Source organism: Streptomyces sp. NPDC058691 (genome assembly GCF_042714775.1).
Classification (GTDB): domain Bacteria; phylum Actinomycetota; class Actinomycetes; order Streptomycetales; family Streptomycetaceae; genus Actinacidiphila.
The window spans coordinates 116,189-135,117 of record NZ_JBHXSO010000014.1 but is presented as its reverse complement, the minus strand read 5'-3'; the positions used below and the strand labels follow the sequence as shown (position 1 = coordinate 135,117).

General features: G+C 70.8%; 19 protein-coding genes. 18 read left to right on the top strand and 1 reads right to left on the bottom strand.

All coding sequences use genetic code 11. The features are described from left to right. Window positions 1–3: 3 nt before the first annotated feature. From prmC to ACFWVC_RS12670, 15 genes are all read left to right on the top strand, one after another. Window positions 4–849 carry a peptide chain release factor N(5)-glutamine methyltransferase gene (gene prmC / locus ACFWVC_RS12740; protein WP_384283215.1) on the top strand — a complete coding sequence of 282 codons (846 nt, stop codon included), beginning with the start codon at window positions 4–6 and terminating at the stop codon, window positions 847–849. Between the two features lie 31 nt (window positions 850–880). Beyond that, window positions 881–1,528, top strand: coding sequence for an L-threonylcarbamoyladenylate synthase (locus tag ACFWVC_RS12735; protein ID WP_384283213.1), 648 nt, complete (start codon window positions 881–883; stop codon window positions 1,526–1,528). Then, complete coding sequence (locus ACFWVC_RS12730; RefSeq protein ID WP_384283210.1) at window positions 1,525–2,148, top strand: protein-tyrosine-phosphatase; 624 nt, start codon at window positions 1,525–1,527, stop codon at window positions 2,146–2,148. Before ACFWVC_RS12735 ends, ACFWVC_RS12730 begins: the two co-directional genes overlap by 4 nt. A 127-nt stretch (window positions 2,149–2,275) precedes the next feature. Beyond that, a complete protein-coding gene (gene glyA, locus ACFWVC_RS12725; RefSeq protein WP_384283207.1) occupies window positions 2,276–3,577 on the top strand; it encodes a serine hydroxymethyltransferase in 1,302 nt (433 codons plus the stop codon). Between the two features lie 118 nt (window positions 3,578–3,695). Further along, the gene (locus tag ACFWVC_RS12720) at window positions 3,696–4,997 is read left to right on the top strand and encodes an MraY family glycosyltransferase (RefSeq protein WP_384283204.1); all 1,302 of its coding nucleotides are present in this window, start codon (window positions 3,696–3,698) and stop codon (window positions 4,995–4,997) included. A gap of 257 nt (window positions 4,998–5,254) precedes the next feature. Beyond that, window positions 5,255–5,668 carry a hypothetical protein gene (locus ACFWVC_RS12715; protein ID WP_384283202.1) on the top strand — a complete coding sequence of 138 codons (414 nt, stop codon included), beginning with the start codon at window positions 5,255–5,257 and terminating at the stop codon, window positions 5,666–5,668. A gap of 213 nt (window positions 5,669–5,881) precedes the next feature. Then, on the top strand, window positions 5,882–6,712 hold the full coding sequence (gene atpB, locus ACFWVC_RS12710) for a F0F1 ATP synthase subunit A (protein ID WP_384283292.1): 831 nt from the start codon (window positions 5,882–5,884) through the stop codon (window positions 6,710–6,712). Window positions 6,713–6,794: 82 nt separating this feature from the next. Further along, window positions 6,795–7,037, top strand: a complete 243-nt coding sequence (gene atpE / locus ACFWVC_RS12705) for an ATP synthase F0 subunit C (RefSeq protein WP_018563527.1) — start codon at window positions 6,795–6,797, stop codon at window positions 7,035–7,037. Window positions 7,038–7,080: 43 nt separating this feature from the next. Further along, window positions 7,081–7,626, top strand: coding sequence for a F0F1 ATP synthase subunit B (locus ACFWVC_RS12700; RefSeq protein ID WP_384283198.1), 546 nt, complete (start codon window positions 7,081–7,083; stop codon window positions 7,624–7,626). After that, window positions 7,623–8,438, top strand: a complete 816-nt coding sequence (locus ACFWVC_RS12695) for a F0F1 ATP synthase subunit delta (protein ID WP_384283195.1) — start codon at window positions 7,623–7,625, stop codon at window positions 8,436–8,438. The genes ACFWVC_RS12700 and ACFWVC_RS12695 overlap by 4 nt, the downstream gene beginning before the upstream one ends. A gap of 89 nt (window positions 8,439–8,527) precedes the next feature. Beyond that, window positions 8,528–10,099: a F0F1 ATP synthase subunit alpha gene (gene atpA, locus ACFWVC_RS12690; protein WP_319659957.1), complete on the top strand. Its 1,572-nt coding sequence runs from the start codon at window positions 8,528–8,530 to the stop codon at window positions 10,097–10,099. Window positions 10,100–10,101: 2 nt separating this feature from the next. Continuing rightward, window positions 10,102–11,019 (top strand): F0F1 ATP synthase subunit gamma, encoded by a 918-nt coding sequence (locus tag ACFWVC_RS12685; RefSeq protein WP_384283192.1) that lies wholly within the window; start codon window positions 10,102–10,104, stop codon window positions 11,017–11,019. 2 nt (window positions 11,020–11,021) lie between these two features. Next, window positions 11,022–12,464: a F0F1 ATP synthase subunit beta gene (gene atpD, locus ACFWVC_RS12680; RefSeq protein ID WP_384283189.1), complete on the top strand. Its 1,443-nt coding sequence runs from the start codon at window positions 11,022–11,024 to the stop codon at window positions 12,462–12,464. A gap of 123 nt (window positions 12,465–12,587) precedes the next feature. Next, complete coding sequence (locus tag ACFWVC_RS12675; protein ID WP_384283288.1) at window positions 12,588–12,965, top strand: F0F1 ATP synthase subunit epsilon; 378 nt, start codon at window positions 12,588–12,590, stop codon at window positions 12,963–12,965. A 94-nt stretch (window positions 12,966–13,059) separates the two neighbouring features. Further along, window positions 13,060–13,512, top strand: a complete 453-nt coding sequence (locus ACFWVC_RS12670; RefSeq protein WP_384283186.1) for a DUF2550 domain-containing protein — start codon at window positions 13,060–13,062, stop codon at window positions 13,510–13,512. Between the two features lie 301 nt (window positions 13,513–13,813). Here ACFWVC_RS12670 and ACFWVC_RS12665 read toward each other — a convergent pair whose 3' ends face one another. Continuing rightward, window positions 13,814–14,386, bottom strand: a complete 573-nt coding sequence (locus ACFWVC_RS12665) for a cob(I)yrinic acid a,c-diamide adenosyltransferase (protein ID WP_384283181.1) — start codon at window positions 14,384–14,386, stop codon at window positions 13,814–13,816. 180 nt (window positions 14,387–14,566) lie between these two features. Here ACFWVC_RS12665 and ACFWVC_RS12660 point away from each other — a divergent pair, with 180 nt between their 5' ends. The 3 genes from ACFWVC_RS12660 (at window position 14,567) to ACFWVC_RS12650 (ending at window position 18,844) form a co-directional block, all read left to right on the top strand. Next, a complete protein-coding gene (locus tag ACFWVC_RS12660; RefSeq protein ID WP_384283177.1) occupies window positions 14,567–15,415 on the top strand; it encodes a 3-hydroxyacyl-CoA dehydrogenase family protein in 849 nt (282 codons plus the stop codon). A 201-nt stretch (window positions 15,416–15,616) separates the two neighbouring features. Continuing rightward, window positions 15,617–15,940: an STAS domain-containing protein gene (locus tag ACFWVC_RS12655; RefSeq protein ID WP_319659950.1), complete on the top strand. Its 324-nt coding sequence runs from the start codon at window positions 15,617–15,619 to the stop codon at window positions 15,938–15,940. Window positions 15,941–16,153: 213 nt separating this feature from the next. Next, the gene (locus ACFWVC_RS12650) at window positions 16,154–18,844 is read left to right on the top strand and encodes an ATP-binding protein (RefSeq protein ID WP_384283172.1); all 2,691 of its coding nucleotides are present in this window, start codon (window positions 16,154–16,156) and stop codon (window positions 18,842–18,844) included. Window positions 18,845–18,929: the final 85 nt, after the last annotated feature.

The following is an 18,929-nucleotide window of genomic DNA, read 5'->3' as shown; positions in this document are numbered from 1 at the left end:
CAAGTGAACCTGCTGCTCGCCGAGGTCGCGCAGGCGACCCAGCGGCTGGCCGACGCCGGCGTGCCCTCGCCGCGTTTCGACGCCGAGGAACTGGCGTCGTACGTGCACGGCGTCAAGCGCGGCGCCCTGCACACGGTCGCCGACGCGGACTTCGACGCCCGCTACTGGGAGGCCGTCGCCCGCCGTGAGGCCCGCGAGCCGCTGCAGCACATCACCGGCCGGGCCTTCTTCCGCTATCTGGAACTCCAGGTCGGCCCAGGGGTCTTCGTGCCGCGCCCGGAGACCGAGTCCGTCGTGGGGTGGGCCATAGACGCCGTGCGCGCCATGGACGTCGCCGAACCGCTCATCGTCGACCTGTGCACGGGCTCGGGCGCCATCGCGCTCGCCCTGGCGCAGGAGGTGCCGCGCAGCCGGGTGCACGCCGTGGAGTTGTCCGACGAGGCCCTGGTCTGGGCCCGCAAGAACGTCCAGGGCAGCAAGGTCGACCTGCGCCAGGGGGACGCGCTCACCGCCTTCCCCGACCTCGACGGCCAGGTGGACCTGGTGATCTCCAACCCGCCGTACATCCCGCTCACCGAGTGGGAGTACGTGGCGCCCGAGGCCCGTGACCACGATCCGGAGATGGCACTGTTCTCCGGCGAGGACGGCCTCGACACCATCCGCGGCATCGAGCGCACCGCGCACCGGCTGCTGCGGCCCGGCGGCGTCGTCGTCATCGAGCACGCCGACACCCAGGGCGGCCAGGTGCCCTGGATCTTCACCGAGGAGGCCGGCTGGGCGGACGCCGCCGACCACCCCGACCTGAACAACCGCCCCAGGTTCACCACTGCCCGCAAGGCGACGCCGTGAGCACGGCGCCGCACGTCATGGAGGTCTGCTGATGGCACGGCGTTACGACTGCTCGGACGCGACGGACCGGGTGGCCGGACTGCGCGAGGCCGCGTCCGCCGTCCGCCGCGGCGAGCTCGTGGTGCTGCCCACGGACACCGTCTACGGCATCGGCGCGGACGCCTTCAACGCCGAGGCCGTCGGCGACCTGCTGGAGGCCAAGGGCCGGGGCCGCAACATGCCCTCGCCCGTCCTCGTCGGCTCCCCGAACACCCTGCACGGCCTGGTCACGGACTTCTCCGAGCAGGCCTGGGACCTCGTCGACGCCTTCTGGCCCGGCGCGCTGACCCTGGTCACCCGCCACCAGCCGTCCCTGCAGTGGGACCTGGGGGACACCCGTGGCACCGTGGCCGTGCGCATGCCGCTGCACCCCGTCGCCATCGAGCTGCTGAACGCGACCGGCCCCATGGCCGTCTCCAGCGCCAACCTCACCGGACACCCCTCGCCGCAGGACTGCGACGCCGCGCAGGAGATGCTCGGCGACTCCGTGGCCATCTACCTCGACGGCGGATCCACGCCCGCGGCCGTCCCGTCCTCCATCGTCGACGTCACCGGCAAGGTGCCGGTACTGCTGCGGGCCGGGGCCCTCAGCGCCGAGCAGCTGCGCGAGGTCGTACCCGACCTGGAGGTAGGCAATTGACGCCGCCCATACCCGGGCAGCGCGATGACTACTTCCGCATCCTTCACGTCTGCACCGGCAATGTCTGCCGCTCGCCGATGGCCGAGCGGCTGACCCGCCACGAGCTGACCCTGCGGCTCGGCGACGGGGCCTCCGGGATCATCGTGGAGAGCGCGGGCACCTGGGGGCACGAGGGGGCGCCGATGGAGGCGCACGCGGCCACGGTGCTGGCCGAGTACGCCGCCGACCCGACGGGCTTCCTGGGGCGGGAGCTGCTCGACGACCACGTCATCGACGCGGACCTGGTGCTCACCGCGACCCGCGACCACCGCGCCCAGGTCATCTCGATGGGGCACGCGGCGGGCTTGCGGACGTTCACGCTCAAGGAGTTCACCCGGCTCGTGCGGGCGATAGACCCCACCACGCTGCCGGAGGGCAGCGTGACCGAGCGCGCCCGCTCGCTGGTGCGGGCCGCGGCGGCGCTGCGCGGCTGGCTGCTGGCGCCGACGCCGGACGCGGACGAGGTGTACGACCCGTACGGGGCGCCGCTGACCTTCTTCCGCTCCATCGGCGAGGAGATCCACGGGGCGCTGGACCCGGTGCTGACCGCGCTGACGGGGGTGGCGGCGCCCACCCGGTGAGGGTCTGCCGGAAGGTTTCCGCACTTTTCCGCGCCCGCCGCCCCCCGGTGGAGCACAAGACGGCGCGAAACGGCCGGAACGGTGCAACAGTGGCAGGTGAGTCCCTTCCAGCCGCCCGGAGCGCCCCATGCCTACCGCGGAAGCGTCGTCAGCCCACATAACCTCCACCGCGCTCCCGGCCGGGGACGCCGGCTTCGGCCGGCTGCGCGACCAGGACCCCGAGCTGGCGGACATCCTGCTCGGGGAGACCCAGCGGCAGGCCTCGTGCCTCCAGCTGATCGCGGGGGAGAACTTCACCTCGCCGGCGGTGCTGGCCGCCCTCGGCTCCCCGCTGGCCAACAAGTACGCCGAGGGCTACCCCGGGCACCGGCACCACGCGGGCTGCGAGCTGGTCGACCTCGCCGAGCGGCTGGCCATCGAAAGGGCCACACGGCTGTTCGGGGCCGCGCACGCCAACGTGCAGCCCTACTCGGGCTCCTCGGCCGTCCTGGCCGCCTACGCGGCCCTCCTGGTCCCCGGAGACACCATCCTGGCGATGTCCCTGGCACACGGTGGGCATCTCACGCACGGATCGGAGTCCAACTTCTCCGGCCGCTGGTTCCGGATCGCCGGGTACGGCGTGACCGAGGGCGCCACCTTCGAGGAGGGCGGCCGGATCGACTACGACCGGCTGCGCATCCTCGCCCACCAGCACCGCCCGAAGGCGATCGTGTGCGGCGGCATCGCCTATCCCCGCACCATCGACTACGCCGCGTTCCGCGAGATCGCCGACGACGTCGGCGCGTACCTGATCGTGGACGCCGCGCACACGCTGGGCCTGGTGGCCGGCGGTGCCGCGCCCAACCCGGTGCCGTACGCAGACGTGGTGTGCGCCACCACGCACAAGACCCTGCGCGGCCCGCGCGGCGGGATGATCCTGTGCGGCGCCGACCTCGCCCAGCGCATCGACCGGGCGGTCTTCCCGTTCTCGCAGGGCGGCCCCCACATGCACGCGATCGCGGCCAAGGCCGCCGCCTTCGCCGAGGCCGCCCGGCCGGAGTTCGCGCTGTACGCGCACCAGGTGGTCGCCAACGCCCGCGCGCTCGCCGACGCCCTGGCCGCGCAGGGCATGCGGATCGCCACCGGCGGCACGGACACCCATCTGATCGCCGCCGACGTGTCGGCCTTCGGCGTGACCGGGATGCGGGCCCGCGGACTGTGCGCCGGCGCCGGGATCGTGCTGGACAAGTACACGCTCCCGTACGACAAGGAGCCCTGCGCGGCCGGTTCCGGCATCCGCCTCGGCACCGCCGCGGTGACCACGCAGGGCATGGCCGAACATCAGATGCCGCAGGTCGCGGACTTGATCGCGCGGGCGCTGCGGGAGGAGCGCGGGCTGGCGAACCGGGTCGCGGAACTGGTGGGCGACTTCCCCCCGTACCCGGTCTGACCGGGCGCGCGCGGGCCCCCGGCCGGTACCCCGGGAGTGACATGTGCAACCCTGGGTACCCGCTGTGAGTCTTCTCCTGTGTTCACAGTCGCCACCCGGACGCGAATAGGGTGTGCCCGTGCGCGAGTACCTGTTGACCCTGTGCGTGGCCGCGGCCGTCACCTATCTCCTGACGGGACCGGTGCGGAAGTTCGCCATCGCGGCAGGCGCCATGCCCGAGATCCGCGATCGCGACGTCCACCGCGAACCGACGCCGCGGCTCGGCGGCATCGCCATGTTCGGCGGCCTGTGTGCCGGCCTGCTGGTGGCCGCGCATCTGTCCAACCTCAAGAGCGTCTTCGAGCTCTCCAACGAGCCACGCGCGCTGCTGTCCGGCGCGGGACTGATCTGGCTGCTGGGCGTGCTCGACGACAAGTGGGGCGTGGACGCGCTGATCAAGCTGGGCGCGCAGATGATCGCGGCCGGCGTCATGGTCCTTCAGGGCTTGACCGTGCTGTGGCTGCCCATCCCGGGCAAGGGCATCGTCGCGCTCAGCCCCGTGCAGTCGACGCTGCTGACCGTGGCCCTCGTGGTGATCACCATCAACGCGGTGAACTTCGTCGACGGTCTGGACGGACTCGCGTCCGGCATGGTGTGCATCGCCGCCGTCGCGTTCTTCATGTACGCCTACCGGATCTGGTACGGCTACGGCATCGAGGCCGCGGCGCCCGCGACGCTGTTCAGCGCGATCCTGATCGGGATGTGCCTGGGGTTCCTGCCGCACAATCTGCACCCCGCGCGGATCTTCATGGGCGACTCGGGCTCGATGCTGATCGGCCTGGTGCTGGCCTCCGGTGCGATCTCCATCACAGGCCAGACCGATCCCGACGCGATCACCAACCTCACCGGCTCCACACGGGACACCACGCACTTCATGGTGCCGGTCTACATGCCGCTGCTGCTGCCGCTGACGCTGATCGCGATCCCCGCCGCCGACCTGGTGCTGGCCATCGTGCGCCGCACCTGGAACGGCCAGTCGCCGTTCGCCGCCGACCGCGGCCACCTGCACCACCGGCTGCTGGACATCGGGCACTCGCACAGCCGGGCCGTGCTGATCATGTACTTCTGGTCGGCGCTCATCGCCTTCGGCGCGGTCGCGTTCTCGGTGAACTCCTCCAGCCTGTGGATCGTGCTGGGCATCGTGATGCTGAGCGCGATCGGCCTGATCGCGCTGCTCATGCCCCGCTTCAACCCCAAGGCCCCGCGCTGGGCCGAGTCGTTCGTGCCGCCGCGCTACCGCCGTACCCGGGTCGAGGCGCACGCCGCCGCGAGCGCCGCCATCGCCGCGGGCGAGGCACCGGGCGTCAACGGCGCCACCGCGCTGAGCGAGATCGACCGGCAGCTCGTGGAGGCCGGCCGCACGGCGGGCAGCAGCCGATAAGCCCGATAGCCCCCGATAGCACAGCGGCGTCCGGCCGTCAGCCGGACGCCGCGGTTTGTACTCCAGCCGTGTGACAGGTCGCACACGAACCGGGTAAAGACCTCATCAAATAGTTTGTGATACCGTTCACGAAAGCCCGGAAGCAAGCCGAAAGACCTAGTGCCATGGTCTTCCGGCGTGAGGCATGTCCCCGCCGCCGGGCTACGCTCGTCCTCGACGACCCCTGTACTCCCAACCTCGCCGGAGGAGCTGCCGCCATGCAGTCCAACGACGCCCGAACGCTCCTGAATTGCGCCGTACCCGCCGCAGCCGCGGGAGTGATCGCGGTCGCTGTCGCCGCCGTGCTCGCGGGCGGCAAGGGTGCGATCGGCGCGGGATTCGGCGCGGTGGTGGTGATCACGTTCATGGGAATCGGTCTGACGGTGCTTCAGCGCACCGCCCGTTCCTACCCCACGCTGTTCCAGGCGATGGGCCTGATGCTCTACACGGTGCAGCTGCTGCTCCTGGCCATCGTGTTGGCCGTGTTCAAGCACACATCGCTGTTCGACACCCAGGTGTTCGCGTTCACCCTGCTCGGCACGACCCTGGTGTGGATCGCCGCCCAGGCCCGTGCCCATATGAAGACCAAGATGCTGTACGTCGAGCCCGGATCCGCCGGAACGTCGTCGTGAACCACAGGGCCGGTGCAAGCGGGCTGCCGCTCGTTTGCTATCGTCCGGTCTCAACTGCGGCAGAGCTGGCGCGGGCGGCAGTCATGCCTTCGCAACAGTCGTCCGGCTCCGTGCCCGACCGCCGCCGCCCCCACATCTGCCAGACCAGTCCAGTGCCGTTCCGCGGGCCTACGCCGCGCCGACACAACGAGGTTGCCGTACCCATGCGCCACGCTGAAGGAGCTCGCGGTGAGTGATGTAAAGACGCTCGCTTTCGAGACGAACTGCCACATCTTCGACGGGTGCGGCTTCCCGGCCCCCGGCCTGCACTCCTTCCTCTTCAAGCCGTTGATCGGTGACGGGGACAGCAGCGTCTACTTCAACAAGACGATGCTGCTCGCGCTGCTCGGCAGCATCGTCATCGTCGGCTTCTTCTGGGCCGCCTTCGCCAAGCCGAAGGTCGTCCCCGGCAAGCTGCAGATGGTGGCCGAGGCCGGCTACGACTTCGTGCGCCGCGGCATCGTCTACGAGACGATCGGCAAGCGCGACGGCGAGAAGTACGTGCCGTTCATGGTCTCGCTGTTCTTCTTCGTGTGGATCATGAACCTGTGGTCGATCATCCCGATCGCCCAGTTCCCGGTCACGGCGATCATCAGCTACCCGGCCGCGCTCGCCGCGGTCGTGTACATCACCTGGATGTCGCTGACGTTCAAGAAGCACGGTTTCGTCGGCGGCTGGAAGAACATCACCGGCTACGACAAGAAGCTCGGCCCGGTCCTGCCGATGGTCGTCGGCCTGGAGTTCCTCTCCAACGTGATCGTCCGGCCGTTCACGCACGCGGTGCGACTGTTCGCCAACATGTTCGCCGGGCACGTCCTGCTGCTGCTGTTCACCATCGCCAGCTGGTACCTGCTCAACGGCATCGGCATCGCCTACGCGAGCGTCTCGTTCGTGATGGTCATCGTGATGACCGCCTTCGAGCTGTTCATCCAGGCCGTCCAGGCCTACGTCTTCGTTCTGCTTGCCTGCTCCTACATCCAGGGCGCGCTGGCCGAGCACCACTGAGCACCCGCCTACCGCTCGGTACTCCCCCCGATTGTCCGGTGGCCAACCCCCACCGGTCCGTGAAAGAGAAGGAAGAAACAGCATGTCCGCTGTGAACCTCGCCGCCACTCAGATCCTGGGCAACCTGGGCTCCATCGGCTACGGCCTCGCGGCCATCGGCCCCGGCGTCGGCATCGGCATCATCTTCGGCAACGGTACCCAGGCGCTCGCCCGCCAGCCCGAGGCCGCCGGCCTCATCCGTGCCAACCAGATCCTCGGCTTCGCCTTCTGTGAGGCGCTCGCCCTGATCGGTCTGGTCATGCCGTTCGTCTACCCGACCTCCTGATCCGGGCTGACGAGCCCAACCCCTTTCGACGGAAGGCACTGATGTGAACGCCCTGGCACAGCTGGCGGCCGAGGAGGCGGAGAACCCCCTCATCCCGCCGATCCCAGAGCTCGTCATCGGTCTCATCGCCTTCGCCATCGTCTTCTTCTTCCTCGCCAAGAAGCTCATCCCGAACATCAACAAGGTTCTGGACGAGCGGCGCGAGGCCATCGAGGGCGGCATGGAGAAGGCCGAGGCCACCCAGGCCGAGGCTCAGCGGACCCTCGAGGAGTACAAGCAGTCGCTCGCCGAGGCTCGTCACGAGGCCGCGCGTCTGCGCCAGGAGGCGCAGGAGCAGGGCGCCGCGCTCATCGCCGAGATGCGTGCGGAAGGCCAGCGGCAGCGCGAGGAGATCATCGCTGCGGGTCACGCGCAGATCGAGGCGGACCGCAAGTCCGCCGCGCACACGCTGCGCCAGGACGTGGGCAGGATCGCCACCGACCTGGCCGGCAAGATCGTCGGTGAGTCCCTGGAGGACACCACCCGGCAGAGCCGCGTGATCGACCGCTTCCTCGACGAGCTCGAGGAGAAGGCCGAGGCCGCGCGATGAACGGAGCGAGCCGCGAGGCACTGGCCGCCGCACGTGAGCGTCTCGACGCGCTGGCGGACAACACGTCCGTCGACGCGGCGAAGCTCGCCGAGGAACTGGCCGCCGTCACGGGGCTGCTCGACCGCGAAGGCGCCCTGCGCCGGGCGCTGACCGACCCGGCTCAGTCCGGCGAGGCCAAGGCCGGCCTGGCGCAGACGGTGCTGCGCGGTCAAGTCGGCGGGGAGACGCTCGACCTGGTCTCGGGCATGATCCGCAGCCGGTGGTCGCAGTCGCGGGATCTGACCGACGCTCTGGAGGAACTCTCTTCCAGCGCCGACCTGATCGCCGCGGAGCGCTCCGGCCACCTCGACGACGTCGAGGACGAGCTGTTCCGCTTCGGCCGGATCGTCTCCGGCAGCAGCGAGCTGCGGGCGGCGCTGACCGACCGCGCCGCGAGCGCCCAGGCCAAGTCCGGGCTGCTCCGCTCGCTGCTGGGGGGCCGGGCCAACCCGGTCACCGAGCGGCTCGTGGTCCGTCTCGTGACCCATCCGCGAGGCCGTAGCCTGGAAGCAGGGCTCGACGCCCTGTCCAAGCTGGCGGCGGCGCGCCGGGGCCGTACGGTCGCGGTCGTCGTCTCGGCGGTACCGCTGAGCGACCGGCAGAAGCAGCGTCTCGGCGCCGCGCTGGCCACGATCTACGGCCGGCCGGTGCACCTGAACCTCGACGTGGACCCCGAGGTCCTCGGCGGCATCCAGGTTCGGGTGGGCGACGAGGCCATCAACGGGACCATCGCGGATCGCCTCGAAGAGGCGGCCCGGCGGATGGCCGGCTGAACCAGCCACCAACTCAAAGAGCAGTACCAGCGGCCCGAGTTGGGCCGTAGCGAATACTTCGGGCCCAACAAGGAGAGCAGGGAACCCAGATGGCGGAGCTCACGATCCGGCCGGAGGAGATCCGGGACGCGCTGGAGACCTTTGTCCAGTCGTACAAGCCGGACGCGGCCTCGCGCGAGGAGGTCGGCACGGTCAGCATGGCCGGCGACGGCATTGCCAAGGTCGAGGGTCTGCCCTCGGCCATGGCGAACGAGCTGCTGCGCTTCGAGGACGGCACCCTCGGTCTCGCCCTCAACCTCGAGGAGCGCGAGATCGGTGCGATCGTCCTCGGCGAGTTCAGCGGCATCGAGGAGGGCCAGCCGGTGCACCGCACCGGTGAGGTGCTCTCCGTCGCTGTCGGCGAGGGATACCTGGGTCGCGTCGTCGACCCGCTCGGCACCCCGATCGACGGCCTCGGCGAGATCGAGACCGACGGCCGCCGCGCGCTGGAGCTGCAGGCTCCCGGCGTCATGGCCCGCAAGTCCGTCCACGAGCCGATGCAGACCGGCCTCAAGGCCGTCGACGCGATGACCCCGATCGGCCGCGGTCAGCGTCAGCTGATCATCGGTGACCGCCAGACCGGCAAGACCGCCCTGGCGATCGACACGATCATCAACCAGCGCGACAACTGGCGTTCCGGCGACCCGAAGAAGCAGGTCCGCTGCATCTACGTCGCCATCGGCCAGAAGGGCTCCACCATCGCGGGCGTGCGCGCCTCGCTGGAGGAGGCCGGCGCCCTGGAGTACACGACGATCGTCGCCGCTCCGGCGTCCGACCCGGCCGGCTTCAAGTACCTCGCCCCGTACACCGGCTCGGCCATCGGCCAGCACTGGATGTACCAGGGCAAGCACGTCCTGATCGTCTTCGACGACCTGAGCAAGCAGGCCGACGCCTACCGCGCCGTGTCCCTGCTGCTGCGCCGCCCGCCGGGCCGTGAGGCCTACCCGGGTGACGTCTTCTACCTGCACTCCCGCCTGCTGGAGCGCTGCGCCAAGCTCTCCGACGAGCTGGGCGCCGGCTCGATGACCGGTCTGCCGATCGTCGAGACCAAGGCCAACGACGTCTCGGCGTTCATCCCGACCAACGTCATCTCGATCACCGACGGCCAGTGCTTCCTGGAGTCCGACCTGTTCAACGCGGGCCAGCGCCCGGCGCTGAACGTCGGTATCTCGGTCTCCCGAGTCGGTGGCTCGGCGCAGATCAAGGCCATGAAGTCGGTCGCCGGCCGCCTGCGCGTGGACCTCGCCCAGTACCGCGAGCTGGAGGCCTTCGCCGCCTTCGGTTCCGACCTGGACGCGGCCTCCAAGGCGCAGCTGGAGCGCGGCAAGCGCATGGTCGAGCTGCTGAAGCAGGGCCAGTACGCGCCGTTCCCGATCGAGGACCAGGTCGTCTCCATCTGGGCCGGCACCACCGGCAAGCTGGACGACGTCCCCGTCGAGGACATCCGCCGCTTCGAGCGCGAGCTGCTGGACTACCTCCGCCGCGAGAAGAAGGACCTCCTGCAGGGCATCGTCGAGACCGGCAAGCTCGGTGACGACACCATCGAGGCCCTGACGGACGCGGTCGCGGAGTTCAAGAAGCAGTTCGAGACCTCGGACGGCAAGCTCCTGGGTGAGGGCTGAGCATGGGCGCCCAGCTTCGGGTATACAAGCGCCGCATCAAGTCCGTCTCCGCCACCAAGAAGATCACGAAGGCGATGGAGATGATCTCCGCGTCCCGGATCGTCAGGGCCCAGCGCCAGGTGGCGGCCTCGTCCCCGTACGCCGACGAGCTCACCCGCGCGGTGGCCGCGGTCGCGACCGGTTCGAACACGAACCACCCGCTGACCACGGAGGCCGAGAACCCGACCCGCGTCGCGGTGCTGCTCGTCACGAGCGACCGCGGTCTGGCCGGCGGCTACTCGTCCAACGCGATCAAGGCGGCCGACCGGCTCACCGAGCGGCTGCGCGCGGAGGGCAAGGAGGTCGAGCACTACATCGTCGGCCGCAAGGGTGTGGCGTACTACGGCTTCCGTGAGCGTCCCGTCGCCGCCTCGTGGACGGGCTTCACCGACAAGCCGACCTACGCGGACGCCAAGTCGGTGGCCGACCCGCTGATCGACCAGGTCCTCAAGGACACGGCCGAGGGCGGTGTCGACGAGCTGCACATCGTCTTCACGGAGTTCGTGTCGATGCTGACGCAGTCCCCCGTCGAGAGGCGGCTGCTGCCGCTCTCCCTCGACGAGACCACCGGCGGTCAGGCCCGCAAGGAGGGGGAGATCCTCCCCCTGTACGACTTCGAGCCGTCGGCGGAAGGCGTCCTGGACGCCCTGCTGCCGCGGTACGTCGAGAGCCGGATCTACAACGCGCTGCTGCAGGGTGCCGCTTCCGAGCACGCCGCCCGCCGCCGCGCGATGAAGAGCGCGACCGACAACGCCGAGGAGCTCATCAAGACGCTCACGCGGCTTGCCAACCAGGCCCGCCAGGCCGAAATCACCCAGGAAATCAGCGAGATCGTCGGTGGCTCCAGTGCCCTGGCCGACGCGTCTGCGGGGAGTGACTAAAAATGACCACCACTGTTGAGACGGCCGCTGCCACGGGCCGCGTCGCCCGGGTCATCGGCCCGGTCGTCGACGTGGAGTTCCCCGTCGACAGCATGCCCGAGATCTACAACGCCCTCACCGTCGAGGTCGCCGACCCGGCCGAGGACGGCAAGCTGAAGACGCTGACCCTCGAGGTCGCCCAGCACCTGGGCGACGGCCTGGTCCGCGCCATCTCGATGCAGCCCACCGACGGTCTGGTCCGCCAGGCCGTGGTGACCGACACGGGCGCCGGCATCACGGTCCCGGTCGGTGACTTCACCAAGGGCAAGGTGTTCAACACCCTCGGTGAGGTGCTGAACGTCCCCGAGGAGAACGCCAACGTCGGCGAGCGCTGGACGATCCACCGCAAGGCTCCGAAGTTCGAGGACCTCGAGTCCAAGACCGAGATGTTCGAGACCGGCCTGAAGGTCGTCGACCTGCTGACCCCGTACGTCAAGGGCGGCAAGATCGGTCTGTTCGGTGGTGCCGGTGTCGGCAAGACCGTCCTCATCCAGGAAATGATCATGCGTGTGGCGAAGCTGCACGAGGGCGTTTCCGTGTTCGCCGGCGTCGGCGAGCGCACCCGTGAGGGCAACGACCTCATCCAGGAGATGGAGGAGTCCGGCGTCCTCGACAAGACCGCGCTGGTCTTCGGCCAGATGGACGAGCCCCCGGGCACCCGTCTGCGCGTCGCCCTGGCCGGTCTGACCATGGCGGAGTACTTCCGCGATGTGCAGAAGCAGGACGTGCTGTTCTTCATCGACAACATCTTCCGCTTCACCCAGGCCGGTTCCGAGGTCTCCACGCTGCTCGGCCGCATGCCGTCCGCGGTGGGTTACCAGCCGAACCTCGCCGACGAGATGGGCCTCCTCCAGGAGCGCATCACCTCGACGCGTGGTCACTCGATCACCTCGATGCAGGCGATCTACGTCCCCGCGGACGACCTGACCGACCCGGCGCCGGCGACGACCTTCGCGCACCTGGACGCGACGACCGTTCTGTCGCGTCCGATCTCGGAGAAGGGCATCTACCCGGCAGTCGACCCGCTGGACTCGACGTCCCGCATCCTGGACCCGCGCTACATCGCGCAGGACCACTACGAGTGCGCCATGCGTGTCAAGGGGATCCTCCAGAAGTACAAGGACCTCCAGGACATCATCGCGATCCTCGGTATCGACGAGCTGGGCGAAGAGGACAAGCTCACCGTCCACCGCGCCCGTCGCATCGAGCGCTTCCTGTCGCAGAACACCCACGCGGCGAAGCAGTTCACCGGTGTGGACGGCTCGGACGTCCCGCTGGAGGAGTCGATCCACGCGTTCAACGCCATCGCCGACGGCAAGTACGACCACTTCCCTGAGCAGGCGTTCTTCATGTGCGGTGGCATCGAGGACCTCGAGCGCAACGCCAAGGAGCTCGGCGTCCACTGACGGTCGCCGCCTGACGGCTCACCGTGGCAGGGGGCGGACCCTGTGTCCGCCCCTTTGCCGCACCCCCGTTATCCTGTGTTTCATGCACCCGCCGGACGGCGGCGGGTGCCGACCCGAGGAGCCATCTTGGCTGAGCTGCACGTCGAGCTGGTCGCCGCGGACCGCAATGTCTGGTCCGGCGAGGCCACTCTTGTCGTCGCACGCACCGAGTCGGGCGACATCGGCGTCATGCCGAACCACGAGCCGCTGCTGGGTGTGCTGCAGTCCGGCCCGGTGACCATCCGTACCACCGAGGGCGGCACCGTCGTCGCGGCGGTGCACGGCGGCTTCATCTCCTTCGCGGACAACAAGCTGTCGATCCTCGCGGAGATCGCGGAGCTGGCCGACGAGATCGACGTCCAGCGCGCCGAGCGGGCCCTGGAGCGCGCCAAGGCCGACGCCGACGAGGTCGGCGAGCGGCGTGCCGAGGTCCGTCTCATCGCGGCGACCGGTTCGCGCTGAGCATCCGGCCCACTGGGGCCACCTGCCGCGGGAGGCCCGAGAGGGCTTCCCGCGGTTGCAGTATCCCTGTACGTGACGTTGAGCGAGGAGGTCGATGGGCGTGATCCTCGCTTTTCAGCTGTGCGGGGCCCTTGTCGCTGTGGCGCTGCTGGGGCTGTTCGTCTTCGGACTGCGACGGCGGCTGATCCAGCGTCCCGGTGGCACCTTCGACTGCAGTCTGCGCGTCACGCCCGGTGGCGCGGACGCCCCCTCGGGCAAGGGCTGGGCGTACGGGGTCGCGCGCTACAGCGGTGACCGGATCGAGTGGTTCCGGGTCTTCTCCTACGCCCCCCGGCCGCGGCGGACGCTGGAACGCTCCGCCATCGAGGTGCTGCACCGGCGGCTGCCGCAGGGCCAGGAGGAACTGGCGCTGCTGTCCGACGCCGTCGTCCTGGTCTGCGAGCACCGCGGCACCCGGCTCGAACTCGCGATGAGCGAGGACGCCCTCACCGGTTTCCTCGCCTGGCTGGAGGCGGCCCCGCCCGGCCAGCGGGTGAATGTGGCCTGAGTAGTCAGTGCCCCGCTGTTGGGGGTCCCCCCGGACGAAGTCTGGGGGAGGGTGAACGTGGCCTGAGTGGTCAGTGCCGGGGGAGGGCCGGTGGCCCTCAACAGGCTTCTGACAGGCGCCTGACAGCCTCCTGAGGTCCCGTCCGGTGGCCCAGGGCCCCCGGGGACACGGGGGGCGTCGTCGGCAGCCCCAGCCCCCGTCCCGGCCGTCGCCCTCGGGGGAGCGATGGGCCGCACGCCCCGGCCGCGGCGCGCACCCGTCACGGGTCCTCGCCGGTGAAGGGCCGTCAGTGATTCAGCGGTCAGCGGTTCTCGCCGGGCACCCACAGCACGTCGCCGACCTCCTTGTTGGCCGTGCGGGCCAGGATGAACAGCAGGTCCGACAGGCGGTTGAGGTAAGTCGCGGTGAGCGGGTTCATCGTCTCGCCGTGCTCCTCCAGCGCCGCCCACGTGGAGCGTTCCGCCCTGCGCACCACCGTGCACGCCTGGTGGAGCAGTGCCGCCCCGGGAGTGCCGCCGGGGAGGATGAAGCTGCGCAGCTTCTCCAACTCCTCGAGGAAGCGGTCGCACTCCGCCTCCAGCCGGTCGACGTAGCCCTGTTCGACGCGCAGCGGCGGGTACTTGGGGTCGGGCACCACCGGGGTCGCGAGGTCCGCGCCGACGTCGAAGAGGTCGTTCTGAACCCGCACGAGGACGGTGGTGACCTCCGCCGGCAGCCCGCCGAGCGCGAGGGCGACACCGATCGCGGCGTTGGCCTCGTTCGCGTCCGCGTAAGCCGAGATGCGGCTGTCGGTCTTGGCGGTGCGGCTCATGTCGCCGAGGGCGGTGGTCCCGTCGTCCCCGGTCCGCGTGTAGATGCGCGTCAGATTGACCATGGGGCCGAGCGTAGTCCCCGGCGGCGCCCGGCAGCGCAGCCCCTCAGTGTCCTGCGCAGTTCGCGATTGCTGCGCGATTGCGACGAAGGACACACGGTGACCCGGGTCTCCAACTGCTGCGCCGGGCTGTGAACCGACGTTAAGGTCCCGGCAACAGCATCGAGAAGATAGGTGTATGCCGTGGCGAAGAAGCTCGCCGTCGTCGGAGCCGGCCTGATGGGCTCCGGAATCGCGCAGGTATCGGCCCAGGCCGGCTACGACGTCGTCCTGCGCGACATCACGGACGAGGCGCTGGCCCGCGGCAGGAGCGGTATCGAGGCGTCGTACGAGCGGTTCGTCGCCAAGGGCAAGTTGTCGGCCGAGGACGCGGCCGCCTCGCTGGGCCGCATCACCACGACCACCGACCTCGACGCGGCCGCCGACGCGGACATCGTCGTCGAGGCGGTCTTCGAGAAGATCGAGGTCAAGCAGGAGATCTTCCGGGCCCTGGACAAGATCGCGCACCAGGACGCGGTGCTCGCCTCCAACACCTCCGCCATCCCGATCACGAAGATCGCGGCCGTGACGGAGCGTCCGGAGCGGGTGGTCGGCACGCACTTCTTCTCGCCGGTCCCGATGATGCAGTTGTGCGAGCTCGTGCGCGGCTACAAGACCAGCGACGAGACCCTGGAGCGGGCCAAGGCCTTCGCCGAGGAGGTCGGCAAGACCACCATCGTGGTCAACCGCGACGTCGCCGGCTTCGTCACCACCCGCCTCATCTCGGCACTGGTCGTCGAGGCCGCCAAGCTCTTCGAGTCCGGCGTCGCCTCGGCCGAGGACATCGACACCGCCTGCCGGCTCGGCTTCGGCCACGCCATGGGCCCGCTGGCCACCGCCGACCTGACGGGCGTCGACATCCTGCTGCACGCCACCGGCAACATCTACACGGAGTCGCAGGACGAGAAGTTCGCGCCGCCGGAGCTCATGCGGCGCATGGTCGACGCGGGCGCGCTCGGCCGCAAGAGCGGCGAGGGCTTCTACCGCTACTGACGGGCGGTCAGTCCCGGCGGGCGCACCACCGCGGCCCCGCCGGGATCGTGAGGGGGAGCTGGGCCTGGCGGGCGCATCCTGTCACCCTCCAGAGTGAATTCGGTATCGGTTCGCTCACAGACGGCAACCTCTTCGTACGACGGACCGTCAGTTACGTAGAACCACGGCACTTTCCACCCATTCACTCCACGGGGAGGCTTCATGCACATCAGGGGCGACCATGCCGAGCTGGTCGTCGGGGGCCGCCTCGACGTCCGTACCGCGGCGGACGCCCGCAAGGTCCTGCACTCCGCCGTGGACGGCGGCCAGGGTGACCTGGTGCTCGACCTGACCGAGCTGGACTCGTGGGACGCCACCGGACTGGGCGTGATCATGGGGGCGCACCGCCGCTGCGGACGGGCCGACCGGCGGCTGGTCCTGCGGGGCGTCCCGGCGCAGATGCAGCGGCTGCTGGTCGCCACGCGACTGCATCGCATTCTGGTCATCGAGGGGGGCATCGCGGCAGAAGCACTGCCGCGTACCTAGCGGGGCGTGCCGCAACGGAACTGGCAAGCCCGGACAGATTCGGACGCAAGGGCGGCATGGCGGCCCTGAGGTTCGCACATACTGTGGGAAGGTTTAAGGTTCGGTTCCGGCGTGCCACACCCCGTACGCCGAGGAGGGGAGCCGGACCGGTCCAGCTGCGGACGTGAGGGCCCGGTGCGGCCCCGCCGCGACGCGAATGGGGGGCGGAGACTCATGGACCCACACATCGGACCCGACATGCCCGGTGACGAGTACGGCGCACAGCAGGACTCCACAAGGTTTCCCGAGTTGCCGGCCCCGGGCGGACCCGAGGCCGGCACCGAACTCGTGCCGCGCATGACGCGGCCCCCGCGCGACCCGCTGACCCCCGAGGTCGGCTCGGGCACGGCGGACGGCGACGCACCCCGCGTCGTCCAGCTCGTCGTGGGCGACTGCCTGCTGACCCTCAACCCCGTCGACGGCAGCGAGGTGAGCACCCTGCCGGCCGCGGGGCCGCCCACCCCGGTGCGCCGCGACGCGGAGGCGCGGGCCGCGCGCACCGCCGCCACGCACCCCGCGGTGCCGCCGGGCCCCCGCAGGCCCGAGCTGCCGCTGCTGGAGCGGGAGGAGGAGCGCGAGCGGCTCTCCAGGCTGCTGTCCCGCGGGCGTTCGGTCCGGGTCACCGGCCCGTCCGGCGCCGGCCGCAGTGTGCTCCTCGACGCCGTGGCCGAGGCGTCCGCCGATCTCGCCCCCGACGGGGTGATCCGGCTCTCCGGTTACCGCCGCACTCCCAGCGATCTGCTGCAGGAACTCTTCAGCACGGTCTACGACACCGAGGACGAGCCGTCGCAGGGAGGCGGGGCGGCCTACCGGCCCGACCGCGCGCGGCTCACCGAACTGCTGCGGGAGGTCGGCGCGGTCGTCGTCCTGGACGACCTGGAGTTCGGCGGCGCGGCCCTGGAGGAACTGCTCGCGGCCGCGCCCGAGTGCGCCTTCGTGATGGCCGCGACGCCCGATGTCGCCGCCCCCTCCTCCGACTCCGCGGTCGAGGAGATCTTCCTCCCCGGACTGACCCGGGTCGCCTGCCTCGAACTGCTGGAACTGGCCGCGGGGCGGCCGTTGCAGGAGGAGGAGACCGCCTGGGCCGCGGACCTGTGGTTCGAGTCCGAGGGGCTGCCGCTGCGCTTCGTCCAGGCCGGCGCGCTGCTGCGGCAGCGTGACACGCTCGCGGCGGAGATACTCGCCGCCGACGAGTCGGTGTGGGGCGACACGGAGCCCGCCGACGAACTGCCGGTCGACGCGCCCTTCGACGCGATCGCGCCTTCATCGTCGGCATCGTCGTCCTCGCACGTGCCGCTGCCCTCGCTCGCCGAGAGCGCGGCCCCCGCCGCGCTGCTGGCGTCCCGGCTCACGGGTTCCGCGCAGGACGCGCTGCGCTTCGCGGTGGCCCTGGGCGGCGAATGCCCGCACCAGTCGCATCTGCCCGCGCTCGTCGGCGAGACGCACGGCGACGCCGCGCTCGGTGAACTGGTCGCCGTGGGGCTCGTCGCGCCCGTCGACCGGCACCACCGCCTCACGGCGGGCGTGCGCACGCAGCTCGCGGCCCCCGGCGAACTCGCCGAGGAGGCCGCCGCGGAGGGCGCTCCGCAGGCCCTCACGGCCGCCCAGCACTACACATGGTGGGTCGGCCACCCCTCCGTCACGCCCGAGCGCGTCGCGGCCGAGGCGGAGGCGGTCCTCGCCGCCCTCGCCGCCTGCCGCGACGGCGGCCACGCCAGCGCGGCGGTCCTCCTCGCGCACACGGTGGCGCCGGTGTTCGCGGCGTCGCTCCACTGGAGCGCGTGGGAACGCGCCCTGCGGATGGGCCAGGAGGCCGCACGGCAGGCCGGGGAGGTCGCGGAGGAGGCGTACTTCCTCCACGAACTCGGCGTCCTCGCGCTCTGCCTCGGCAGCTACGACCGCGCCCGCAGCGAGCTGGAGGCCTCCATAGCCCTGCGCGGCGCCCTCGCGGACCGTCAGGGCACGACGGTCGGCCGCCGTACCCTCGCCCTGGTCCTCGACCGCGCCGGCATCGCCGCGCCGTTCGCCACCCCGGAGGGCGCCGAGACGGCCGCGGCGGGCCTGGAACTCCCCGATTCCCCCACGATGGTCATCAGCAAGCGCCTGGCCACCGCCGGCCCGCGCCGGCTCGGCCTGACCGGCTCGCGCCGCAACCGCAACCTCGTCGCCGCGGGCGCGGGCGCGCTGCTCGCGGCCGTCCTCGGCACCATCGTCACCCTCGGCACGACGGCCTCCGGCGGTGACCAGAACAGCCCCATGAACGTCAAGCCCGTCGAGTCCGCCCAGCCCGACGGGGCCGACGACGGCCTCCCGGCGGACGGCACGTCACCGACCCCGGGCTCCACCCACCGTCCCTCCTCGCCCTCCGCGAGCGGCAGCGGCCTCGCCACGGACCCGAACGCGCCCGGTGCGGGCACCGTGGGCGGCGACGGCGGTTCGGGCGGCGTCGGCGGGTCGACGTCGGGCGGCGACGGCGGTTCGGGCGGCGTCGGTGGTTCGGCGTCCGGCGGTGGCGGCAGTCACGGCGGTGGTTCGGCGTCGGGCGGTGGCGGCAACCACGGCGGCACAGGGAACGCCGGTGGCACGAACGCCGGTGGTACGGACACCGGCGGTACCGACACGGGTGGCACGGACACCGGTGGCACCGACACGGGTGGCACGGACACCGGCGGTACGGACACCGGCGGCACGTCGGGTTCGCCCAGCGGCTCGCCGGATCCCACCGACCCCACCTCGCCGACGGGTTCGCCGACCGATCCGGACGGTGGGACCGACTCCGGTACGTCCTCTTCCGCGAGCGCCCCGGAGGACCCGATCACGGTGACCGGCTCCCCGGCCGCCCGCGCCTCCGGCAAGATCGCCTGACGCATTCCGAACGGCATCGTGGCCCCGCAGTCGCCTGACTGCGGGGCCCCGACGTGACGGGGCCGGCGCGGGGGCCCCGGGTGAG